Origin of the sequence: Streptomyces murinus (assembly GCF_002154555.1) — a bacterium.
Taxonomy (GTDB): Bacteria; Actinomycetota; Actinomycetes; order Streptomycetales; family Streptomycetaceae; genus Streptomyces; species Streptomyces murinus.
Genome location: NZ_MUNF01000376.1, coordinates 1 through 10939 on the forward strand (window position 1 = coordinate 1; position 10939 = coordinate 10939).

10 protein-coding genes and 1 pseudogene are annotated in these 10939 nt (G+C 69.2%); 6 read left to right on the forward strand and 5 right to left on the reverse strand.

The window, feature by feature from the left end:
* The 6 genes and pseudogenes from fhaA to pknB form a co-directional block, all read left to right on the forward strand.
* Positions 1 to 290, forward strand: a pseudogene (fhaA, locus tag CCN72_RS22715) (antibiotic biosynthesis regulator FhaA); the annotation flags it as partial.
* Between the two features lie 10 nt (positions 291 to 300).
* Complete coding sequence (locus CCN72_RS22720; protein WP_085565651.1) at positions 301 to 840, forward strand: FHA domain-containing protein FhaB/FipA; 540 nt, start codon at positions 301 to 303, stop codon at positions 838 to 840.
* 140 nt (positions 841 to 980) lie between these two features.
* Positions 981 to 2543, forward strand: a complete 1563-nt coding sequence (locus CCN72_RS22725) for a Stp1/IreP family PP2C-type Ser/Thr phosphatase (RefSeq protein WP_202442548.1) — start codon at positions 981 to 983, stop codon at positions 2541 to 2543.
* Positions 2544 to 2570: 27 nt separating this feature from the next.
* Positions 2571 to 4010 (forward strand): FtsW/RodA/SpoVE family cell cycle protein, encoded by a 1440-nt coding sequence (locus tag CCN72_RS22730; RefSeq protein ID WP_086809117.1) that lies wholly within the window; start codon positions 2571 to 2573, stop codon positions 4008 to 4010.
* The gene (locus CCN72_RS22735) at positions 4007 to 5482 is read left to right on the forward strand and encodes a peptidoglycan D,D-transpeptidase FtsI family protein (RefSeq protein ID WP_086809118.1); all 1476 of its coding nucleotides are present in this window, start codon (positions 4007 to 4009) and stop codon (positions 5480 to 5482) included. The genes CCN72_RS22730 and CCN72_RS22735 overlap by 4 nt, the downstream gene beginning before the upstream one ends.
* A 169-nt stretch (positions 5483 to 5651) precedes the next feature.
* The gene (gene pknB, locus CCN72_RS22745; RefSeq protein ID WP_086809119.1) at positions 5652 to 7646 is read left to right on the forward strand and encodes a Stk1 family PASTA domain-containing Ser/Thr kinase; all 1995 of its coding nucleotides are present in this window, start codon (positions 5652 to 5654) and stop codon (positions 7644 to 7646) included.
* A gap of 98 nt (positions 7647 to 7744) precedes the next feature.
* Here the strand turns inward: pknB and CCN72_RS22750 are convergent, their stop codons facing one another.
* The 5 genes from CCN72_RS22750 to CCN72_RS22770 form a co-directional block, all read right to left on the reverse strand.
* On the reverse strand, positions 7745 to 8497 hold the full coding sequence (locus tag CCN72_RS22750) for a class E sortase (protein ID WP_086809120.1): 753 nt from the start codon (positions 8495 to 8497) through the stop codon (positions 7745 to 7747).
* A gap of 15 nt (positions 8498 to 8512) precedes the next feature.
* Entirely contained in the window at positions 8513 to 9577 is a 1065-nt protein-coding gene (locus CCN72_RS22755) for a class E sortase (RefSeq protein ID WP_425276165.1), read from the reverse strand.
* Positions 9574 to 10212: an aminodeoxychorismate/anthranilate synthase component II gene (locus CCN72_RS22760; RefSeq protein WP_086809121.1), complete on the reverse strand. Its 639-nt coding sequence runs from the start codon at positions 10210 to 10212 to the stop codon at positions 9574 to 9576. Before CCN72_RS22760 ends, CCN72_RS22755 begins: the two co-directional genes overlap by 4 nt.
* Positions 10209 to 10370 carry a hypothetical protein gene (locus tag CCN72_RS22765; RefSeq protein WP_037650331.1) on the reverse strand — a complete coding sequence of 54 codons (162 nt, stop codon included), beginning with the start codon at positions 10368 to 10370 and terminating at the stop codon, positions 10209 to 10211. The genes CCN72_RS22760 and CCN72_RS22765 overlap by 4 nt, the downstream gene beginning before the upstream one ends.
* A gap of 61 nt (positions 10371 to 10431) precedes the next feature.
* Positions 10432 to 10939, reverse strand: a 508-nt coding sequence (locus tag CCN72_RS22770) for a class E sortase (protein ID WP_086809122.1), incomplete at its 5' end; no start/stop codon positions are given.

Here is a 10939-nt window from a genome sequence, read left to right on the forward strand (position 1 = left end):
GCGGCGGACGCACCCGCTACTGGATCGAGATCAACGGCACCCGCCACCAGATCTCCCGCGCGACCCTGGTGCTGGGCCGCAGCACCGAGGCCGACGTGCGGATCGACGATCCCGGCGTCTCCCGCCGGCACTGCGAGATCCGGACCGGAACGCCCTCGACGATCCAGGATCTCGGCTCCACCAACGGCATCGTGGTGGACGGGCAGCACACCACCCGCGCTACGCTCCGCGACGGCTCGCGGATCGTCGTGGGCAGCACCACCGTTATCTATAGGCAAGCCGAAGGGTGAAGCGGGGGCAATGTCAGAGCTGACCCTCACGGTCATGCGGCTGGGTTTCCTGGCCGTACTGTGGCTGTTCGTGATCGTGGCCGTGCAGGTCATCCGCAGCGACCTGTTCGGTACGCGCGTCACCCAGCGCGGATCGCGTAGGGAGGCCGGGCGGGCCCAGCCCCCGAGCGGCCGCCAGGCCGCCAGGCAGCAGCAGGCCGCGCCCCCGCAGCAGCGCGGCCAGCAGGGCGGTGGCGGCGGCCGGCGCGGGCGCAACGCCCCCAGCAAGCTGGTCGTGACCGAAGGCACACTCACCGGCACCACCGTCGCGCTCCAGGGCCAGACCATCACCCTGGGCCGGGCGCACGACTCCACGATCGTGCTGGACGACGACTACGCCTCCAGCCGTCATGCCAGGATCTACCCCGACCGCGACGGCCAGTGGATCGTCGAGGACCTGGGGTCGACCAACGGCACCTACCTGGACCGGTCCCGGCTGACGACCCCCACGCCGATCTCGCTGGGCGCGCCGATCCGCATCGGCAAGACCGTCATCGAGCTGCGGAAGTAGTGCTACATCATGAGTGAGCGCGAACGGAGCGAGCACGCGGCGGCGGACCGCCTTCCGGTCCCCGGCGCGCTCCCGACCGGAGGGTGGGCAGTGTGGCTCGACACGACCGGCTGCATTCGGAGCCGACGGGCGAGGTGCGCATGAGTCTGTCACTGCGCTTTGCCGCCGGTTCGCACAAGGGCATGATCCGCGAGGGCAACGAGGACTCCGGTTACGCCGGCCCCCGCCTGCTCGCGATCGCCGACGGCATGGGCGGCCAGGCGGCCGGCGAGGTCGCCTCCTCCGAGGTGATCTCCACCCTGGTCACGCTCGACGACGACGTGCCCGGCTCCGACATCCTCACCTCTCTCGGCGTGGCCGTGCGGCGCGCCAACGACCAGCTGCGCTCCATGGTCGAGGAGGACCCCCAGCTCGAAGGCATGGGCACCACGCTGACCGCGCTGCTGTGGACCGGGCAGCGGCTCGGCATGGTGCACGTCGGCGACTCGCGCGCCTATCTGCTGCGCGACGGGGTGCTCACCCAGATCACCCAGGACCACACCTGGGTGCAGCGGCTCGTGGACGAGGGCCGGATCACCGAGGAGGAGGCCACCACCCATCCGCAGCGCTCGCTGCTGATGCGTGCCCTCGGCAGCGGTGACAACGTCGAGCCCGATCTGTCCATCCGCGAGGTCCGCGCCGGCGACCGGTACCTGATCTGCTCCGACGGCCTGTCCGGCGTCGTCTCCCACCAGACGATGGAGGAGACCCTCGCCAGCTACCAGGGCCCGCAGGAGACCGTGCAGGAGCTGATCCAGCTCGCGCTGCGCGGCGGCGGCCCGGACAACATCACCGTCATCGTGGCCGACGTCCTCGATCTGGACACCGGCGACACGCTCGCGGGCCAGCTGTCCGACCAGCCGGTCGTGGTCGGCGCGGTCGCCGAGAACCAGAGTCATCTGCACGACAACGGGATCATGCAGACCCCGGCCGGCCGCGCCTCCCACCTGGGCCGCCAGGGCCACGGCGGCGGCGAGTTCGGCCCGCCCGGCTCCGGCGACAGCACCGGCTACGTCCCGGCGGGCAGCTTCGACGACTACGCCGACGGCGACTTCACCAAGCGCAAGGGCCGCAGATGGCTGAAGGCGTCGCTGTACAGCGCCCTCGCCCTCGCGGTCATCGGCGGCGGTCTCTACGGCGGCTACCGCTGGACGCAGACGCAGTACTACGTCGGCACCAGCGAGGAGCATGTCGCGCTGTACCGCGGGATCAGCCAGGACCTGGCCTGGGTGTCGCTGTCGACGATGCAGCAGGACCACCCGGAGATCGAACTCAAGTACCTGCCGTCGTACCAGCAGAAGCAGGTCAAGGCCACGATCGCCGAGGGCGGCCTCAAGGACGCCCAGTCGAAGATCCAGGAACTGGCCGTGCAGGCCTCCGCCTGCAAGAAGGAGACGGAGCGCCAGGACGCCGAGCGCACCCAGCCGGGCAAGCCGCACACGGGCAAGACCAGCGGCACCAAGTCCGACGCGGGCGCCACCGGCACCATGAGCACCGCCTCCTTCACCCGGACGACCGCGACCACGAACCCGAAGGCGTCCCCCTCCACGGACACGCCGGGATCCTCGAAGTCTCCGTCCACGACCCCGTCCGCGACCCCCAGCCCCGGCCCCACCCTCTCGGAGGATGAGCAGAAGGTCGTCTCGCTGTGCGGTAAGCAGTAGGCAAGCCGTGAGAGGCCCTGTCACACGATGAGCAGTACGACTAACTCGCCGACGCACCACACGTCCACCATCGGCGCGATCGGCGCGCCGAGCCGCCGCAACACCGAGCTGGCCCTGCTGGTCTTCGCGGTGCTGATCCCGGTGTTCGCCTACGCCAACGTGGGCCTGGCCATCGACAACCAGGTCCCGGCGGGGCTGCTGAGCTATGGCCTGGGCCTCGGCCTGCTGGCCGGCGTGGCCCATCTCGTCGTACGGAAGTTCGCCCCGTACGCCGACCCGCTGCTGCTGCCACTGTCCACCCTGCTCAACGGGCTCGGCCTGGTCTGCATCTGGCGCCTGGACCAGTCCAAGGCGCTCCAGCAGATCCATGTCGCGGGCGGCAAGGCGACCAACCAGCTCATGTACACGGCGATGGGCATCGCCCTGTTCGTGGCGGTGCTGTACTTCCTCAAGGACCACCGCACGTTCCAGCGCTACACGTACATCTCCATGATGTGCGCGCTGCTCCTGCTGCTGCTCCCGCTGGTCCCGGGCCTCGGTCTGAACGTCTACGGCGCCAAGATCTGGATCTCCGTCGGCGGTTTCACCATCCAGCCAGGTGAGTTCGCCAAGATCGTGCTGGCCATCTTCTTCGCCGGCTATCTGATGGTGAAGCGCGACGCGCTGGCCCTCGCCAGCCGCCGTGTCATGGGCCTCTACCTGCCGCGCGGTCGCGACCTCGGTCCGATCCTCGTGGTCTGGGCGATGTCCATCCTGATCCTGGTCTTCGAGACCGACCTCGGTACGTCGCTGCTGTTCTTCGGCATGTTCGTGATCATGCTGTACGTCGCCACCGAGCGGACCAGTTGGATCGTCTTCGGTCTGCTGATGTCCGCGGTCGGCGCCGTCGGCGTGGCGAGCTTCGAGCCGCACGTGAAGATGCGTGTGCAGGCCTGGCTCGACCCGCTGAAGGAGTACAAGCTCTCCCAGCAGGGTGTCGGCGGCCACTCCGAGCAGGCCATGCAGGCCCTGTGGGCCTTCGGCTCCGGCGGCACCCTCGGCACCGGCTGGGGCCAGGGCCACTCCGAGCTGATCAAGTTCGCCGCCAACTCGGACTTCATCCTCGCCACCTTCGGCGAGGAGCTGGGCCTGGCCGGCCTCATGGCGATCCTGCTGATCTACGGCCTGATCGCGGAACGCGGCGTGCGCACCGCCCTCGCCGCCCGCGACCCGTTCGGCAAGCTGCTCGCCATCGGCCTCTCGGGTGCCTTCGCGCTCCAGGTCTTCGTGGTGGCCGGCGGTGTGATGGGCCTCATCCCGCTGACCGGTATGACCATGCCGTTCCTCGCGTACGGCGGTTCGTCCGTGATCGCCAACTGGGCGCTCATCGGCGTCCTGATCCGCATCAGCGACACCGCCCGCCGCCCGGCACCCGCCCCCGCAGCCAACCCCGACGCCGAGATGACCCAGGTGGTCCGCCCGTCATGAACAAGCCCCTGCGCCGGATCGCGATCTTCTGCGGCCTGCTCGTGCTGGCCCTGCTCGTCCGCGACAACTACCTCCAGTACGTCAAGGCCGACAGCCTGCGCACCGACCCGCTCAACCGGCGGGTCTCCATCGAGCGCTACGCCGCGCCGCGCGGCGACATCATCGTGGACGGCAACCCGGTGACCGGCTCGGTCGAGGTCAAGCACGGCGACTTCAAGTACAAGCGCACGTACAAGAACGGGCCCATGTGGGCCCCGGTGACCGGCTTCTCCTCCCAGGCCTTCGGCGGCACCCAGCTGGAGAACCTGGACGACGGCATCCTGACCGGCAATGACGACCGGCTCTTCTTCCGCAACACCCTGGACATGATCACGGGCAAGCCGAAGCAGGGCGGCAATGTCGTCACCACGCTCAACGGCGCCGCGCAGAAGGCCGCGTACAACGGTCTGAAGGCCGTCGGCGGCAAGGGCGCGGTCGCCGCGCTCGACCCGGCCACCGGCAAGATCCTGGCGCTGGCCTCGTACCCCTCGTACGACCCCTCCAGCTTCGCGGGGAACACCGACGACGACGCCAAGGCCCGGAACAAGCTCCTGAAGGAGAACAACCCGGCCGATCCGATGCTCAACCGGGCGCTGCGCGAGACCTACCCGCCGGGCTCCACCTTCAAGGTGGTCACCGCGGCGGCGGCGCTGGAGAACGGCCTGTACACCTCGCCCGACCAGCGGACCAACTCGCCGCTGCCGTACATCATGCCGGGCACCACGACCCCGCTGCCCAACGAGGGCAACCTGCCCTGCAAGGACGCCCCGATGCGGGTCGCGCTCCAGTACTCCTGCAACACCGTCTTCGGCAAGATCGGCGCCGACCTCGGCAACGCCAAGATGCTGGCGGAGGCGAAGAAGTTCGGCTTCGACGCGCAGCAGTTCACCCCGGTCCGCTCCAACGCCTCGGTGTTCTCGGACAACATGAACGCCTCGCAGACCGCGCTGTCCTCGATCGGCCAGTACAACACCGCCGCGACCCCGCTCCAGATGGCCATGGTCGCCTCGGCGGTCGCCAATGACGGCAAGCTGATGAAGCCGTACATGGTGGACGAGTTGGAGGCTTCCAACCTCGACCCGGTGGAGAAGACCAAGCCGGAGGAGATGAGCCGGCCGCTGTCCCCGCAGAACGCGCAGCTCCTTCAGTCGATGATGGAGACCGTGGTCGAGAAGGGCACCGGTACCAACGCCCGGATCCCCAACGTCAAGGTCGGCGGCAAGACCGGTACCGCGCAGCACGGTGTGGCCAACAGCGCCAACCCGTACGCCTGGTTCATCTCCTACGCCAAGCTCCCCGACGGCAGCTCCCCGGTGGCCGTGGCCGTGGTCGTCGAGGACGAGCACGCCAACCGTGACGACATCTCCGGCGGCGGCCTGGCCGCGCCGATCGCGAAGAGCGTGATGGAGGCGGTCATCAACTCCAAGAAGTGACGGCCATCACATCAGCTTCACAAGGACGCACATTGCGATACCGGTCCGATATCGGGATCCGGGCTTGGCCAGGTCATACAAAGGGAGCCGGGTACCGTAGGCCCGGACGGCAGCCTCGGCGCACAGCGATGTGACGGCCGGGACCGACGGAGAGGGCTGGTAGGTAGCTATGGAAGAGCCGCGTCGCCTCGGCGGCCGGTACGAGCTGGGCCACGTGCTCGGCCGTGGTGGCATGGCGGAGGTCCACCTCGCGCATGACACCCGGCTCGGCCGCACGGTGGCGGTGAAGACGCTGCGCGTCGACCTCGCGCGCGACCCGTCCTTCCAGGCCCGGTTCCGCCGGGAGGCCCAGTCGGCCGCCTCGCTCAACCATCCCGCGATCGTCGCGGTCTACGACACGGGTGAGGACTACATCGACGGGGTCTCCATCCCGTACATCGTGATGGAGTACGTCGACGGTTCCACCCTGCGTGAGCTGCTGCACTCCGGCCGCAAGCTGCTGCCGGAGCGCGCCATGGAGATGACCATCGGCATCCTCCAGGGCCTCGAGTACGCCCATCGCAACGGCATCGTCCACCGCGACATCAAGCCGGCCAACGTCATGCTGACCCGGGGCGGTCAGGTCAAGGTCATGGACTTCGGCATCGCCCGTGCGATGGGCGACTCCGGCATGACGATGACGCAGACCGCGGCGGTCATCGGCACGGCCCAGTACCTCTCCCCCGAGCAGGCCAAGGGCGAGCAGGTCGACGCCCGCTCCGACCTGTACTCCACGGGCTGCCTCCTCTACGAGCTGCTGACCGTACGGCCGCCCTTCGTCGGCGACTCCCCGGTGGCCGTGGCCTACCAGCACGTCCGCGAGGAACCGCAGGCACCCTCGGTCTTCGACCCCGAGATCACCCCCGAGATGGACGCGATCGTCCTCAAGGCGCTGGTCAAGGACCCGGACTACCGCTACCAGTCGGCCGACGAGATGCGGGCCGACATCGAGGCGTGCCTGGACGGCCAGCCGGTCGGCGCCACCGCCGCGATGGGCGCGGTCGGTTACGCCGGCTACGGCGACGACCAGGCGACCACCGCGCTGCGCCCGGAGTCGCCCGCAGCCGCCACGGCCATGCTCCCGCCGATGAACGGGGACGACGGCGGCTTCGGCTACGACGACCGCCCCGACCGGCGCCGCCAGCAGCCGAAGAAGTCGAACACCTCCACGATCCTGCTGATCGTCGCCGGTGTCCTGGTGCTGATCGGCGCCATCCTGATCGGCAAGTACGCGTTCAGCGGGCACGGCGTGAACGACAAGCCCTCGGTGCCCAACTTCGTCGGCCTGTCCGAGAAGGACGCCCGCGAGACCGCCTCGAACGTCGATCTGAAGGTCACCGTCTCCGGCCGCAAGGCCTGCGAGGACCAGCCCAAGGGCCTGGTGTGCTCGCAGGATCCGGCGAAGGGCACGAAGGTCGACAAGAACACCACCGTCGGCCTGGTGATCTCCACGGGCGCCCCCAAGGTGACCGTGCCGGACGTCCGCGGCATCCAGTTCGACCAGGCGCAGACCCAGCTCAAGGAGAAGGGCTTCACCGACGTCGAGCGCAAGGACGTGGTGTCGACCCAGCCTCCGGGCGTGGTCACCGCGCAGGACCCGCCGGGCGGCAGCAGCCGGCAGAAGGGCACCACGATCACCCTCACCGTCGCCAAGGCGGAGGAGAAGGTGACCATCCCGGGCGATGTCATCGGCAAGTCCTGTGACGACGCCAAGGCCGAGCTCCAGGGCATGGGCCTGGTGCCGACCTGCAACGACCAGCCGACCGACAACCCGGACGACGACGGCAAGGTCCTGTCGATCAACCCGCCGGCCGGCCAGCAGGTCGCCAAGAACACGCCGATCGCGGTCAACGTGGGCAAGGCGCAGAGCGGCCAGGTCCAGGTCCCGGGCATCCAGGGCAAGAAGCTCGGCCAGGTGAAGCAGATGCTCGCCCAGGCGGGCCTGTCGCTGGGCAACGTCACGGGCGCGAACGACGACAACGCGCTGGTCATCAACTCGAACCCGGCCCCCGGCACCCCGGTCAACCAGGGCCAGGCCATCGACGTGACCACCATCGGCGGGGCGAACCCCGGCAACAACGGTGGCGACGGCAGCACCAACATCTTCGGTGGTGTCGACGGCTGACACGGTCGTACAAGGTCGACGGCTGACACGGTCGTACAAGCGAGTGGGCCCCTGCCGGAATCTCCCGGCAGGGGCCCACTCGCGTTCCCGGGGAACGCTCAGCGCAGTTCCGGCGGGAGCGTCCGCTTGCTGTCGACCTTCTGCACCCGGACCAGTTCGCCCCACACGATGTAGCGGTAGCGGGAGGTGTAGACGGGGGTGCAGGTGGTCAGCGTGATGTAGTGGCCGGGCTTCTTCCAGCCCGACTCCTTGGGGACCGCGTCGACGACACCGACGTCGTACTTCGAGGTCTCCGGGAGGATCGAGGAGACCTTGTAGACGTACCAGTCGTCCCGGGTCTCGAAGACGATCGGGTCGCCCTTCTGGAGCTTGTCGATGTTGTGGAACTTCGCGCCGTGGCCGTCGCGGTGGGCGGCCAGGGTGAAGTTCCCCTTCTCGCCGGTCATCGGGAGCATCGCCTTGACCGGGTCGGTGTAGTAGCCGGCGACACCGTTGTTGAGGACGTCGGTGGTGGTGCCCTTCTCGACCAGGACCGAGCCGTTCTTCATCGCGGGCACGTGCAGGAAGCCGATGCCGTCCTTGGTGTCCAGCGCGCCGGGCCCCGGGTCCGTGCTCTGCGCCCAGTGCTCGCGCACCTTGTCGGCCTGCTTGTCGGCCTTGCGGTCCGCCAGCACATTCGTCCACCAGAGCGAGTAGACGACGAAGAGGCCGAGCAACACGCCCACGGTGATGAGCAGTTCCCCGAAGACGCTGACGGCCCCGGCGATCCTGCCCGGACGCCGGCGCCGCTCGGCGGACTCCGGCTCGGGCGCGTCCGTGTGTTCTTCGGTCTCGTCGGCGGTCGCTGCCACAGTGGTTCCTAGCCCTTACTCGATGAGCGCGTCCGGCTTGCCCTTGCTGCGGGGGCGTACCTCGACCATCTTGCCCCAGACGATCAGCCGGTACTTGCTGGTGAACTCCGGTGTACAGGTGGTCAGGGTGATGTAGCGGCCGGGCTTGGTGAAGCCCGAGCCCCTCGGGATCGGGTCCAGCACGCTGGTGTTGGACGGCGAGGTGACCGGGAGTGTCGACGTCACCTTGTAGACGTAGTACGTGTCCTGGGTCTCGACCACCACGGGGTCGCCGGGGGTGAGCTTGTTGATGTAACGGAACGGCTCGCCGTGGGTGTTGCGGTGCGCCGCGAGCCCGAAGTTACCGGTCTTGGCGTCCGGCATCGCGGTCTTCAGCGGCGCCTCGCCGTAGTGCCCGACCATGCCCTTGTCGAGGACCCTGGTGGTACTGACGCCCTCCGCGATCGGCGCCACCACGTCCAGCTTGGGGATGTGCAGGATGGCGAAGCCCTGTCCGGGCGCGAAGACCCCCGGGTTGCGCTTGCCGTTCGCCCAGGCGTCCTGGAGCTGATGGGCCTCGCTGCCGGCCTGGGCGTGCGCGCGGACGTTGGTCCACCACAGCTGGTAGGTGACGAACAGCAGCATCAGCACACCGGTGGTGATGAACACCTCGCCGATCGCCCGGCTCGCGATCACCCCGGGTCCCGGCTTGGCCAGCCGCGCCCGCCGCCGGGCCTCGACCCGGGTCAGCGGACGGTCCGGATCGTCCTCCGCCCAGGTGGGGGAGGGCGGCGCGGCGGGCGCGCCGGCGGACACACCGGGGGCCGCGGCCGAGACCGCCGGGGCCCCCTGCCCGCCACGGCGCCCGCCGCGCCGCTTGGCTGCCCTTCTGCGGGCCGCACGGCCACCAGGAGCAGGTCCAGGGCCAGAGGGGGCCGCTGGGGCCCCAGAGGCCCCTGTGGGCCCCGCGGACGCCGGATCGGCGACCCGCAGGGCCATCGTCTCCGCGTCGAAGGGAGCTTCGTAGGGCGCACCGCCGTGGGACTCGTACGGTTCCCCGCCGCCGTACAAGTCCTCGCGCTCGGGGCGCAGGGCGGTCACGCCGTGGCCCTGCCCACCACCGGGGCGAGCCCCGCCGACCTCGCCACGGCACCCTGATCGCCGCACTCCGCCAGCCAGTTGGCCAGCATCCGGTGGCCGTGCTCGGTCAGCACCGACTCCGGGTGGAACTGCACACCCTCGACGGGCAGTTCACGGTGGCGCAGGCCCATGATGATGCCGTCGTGCGTACGGGCCGTGACCTCAAGCTCGGCCGGGACCGTCGCGGGCTCGGCGGCCAGGGAGTGGTAGCGGGTGGCGATGAAGGGGGAGGGCAGCCCGGCGAAGACGCCCTTGCCCTCGTGCTCGACCGGAGAGGTCTTGCCGTGCAGCAGCTCGGGCGCCCGGTCCACCACGCCGCCGTACGCCACCTGCATCGACTGCATGCCCAGGCACACGCCGAAGACCGGCACGCCGGTGGCCGCGCAGTGGCGGACCATCTCCACGCAGACGCCGGCCTGCTCGGGGGTGCCGGGGCCGGGCGAGAGCAGGACGCCGTCGAACCCGTCCTGTGCGTGCGCGGTCGACACCTCGTCGTTGCGCAGCACCTCGCACTCGGCACCCAGCTGATACAGGTACTGGACGAGGTTGAAGACGAAGCTGTCGTAGTTGTCCACGACGAGAATGCGCGCACTCACTGGTTGTCCACCGTCACATCGTTGAAGGGCAGCAGTGGCTCGGCCCACGGGAAGACGTACTGGAACAGGACGTAGACCACCGCCAGGGCCAGCACGACGGAGACCAGCAACTTCACCCATACGTTTCCCGGCAGATGCCGCCAGAACCAGCCGTACATGCCGTCCTTGCCGTCCCTTCCGTGTCCCTACGGCACCAGACACACGCCGTACGTCACCAGACTAGCGGCGCAGCGCGTCCGGTTCGCCTGACTCCACAGGCTGGGTGGAGTCCAGATGCGCCCAGACGATCAGCCGGTGACTGTGGCCCCATTCGGGATCGCACGTGGTCAGCGTCAGATAGCGGCCCGGACGCGAGTAACCGGACTTCCGTGGCACAGGGTCGATGACGCCGATGTCGGTCGGGACGGTTTTGTAGGGCCCTTTGTCGATCCGATACGTGAACCAGGTGGTTCCGTCGGTGAGCACCACCGCGTCACCGGGCCGCAGCCTGGGGAAGTCCTTGAGCGGATCGCCGTAGGTGCGCCGGTGCCCGGCCACCGCGAAATTGCCCACCTGGCCGAGCCGGGCGGTGCCGCTGTAGTGCGCGAGCCCCTTCGCGAGCACATCCCGGCCGGTGCCTTCGAGGACGGGCTTGTTCCACGTGAAACCGAGCCGGGGGATGTACATGATCGCGAAGGGTTTGCCGTAGTGGTACGGCGCCGGGGGCGGGGGCGCGGCGCCGTACCAC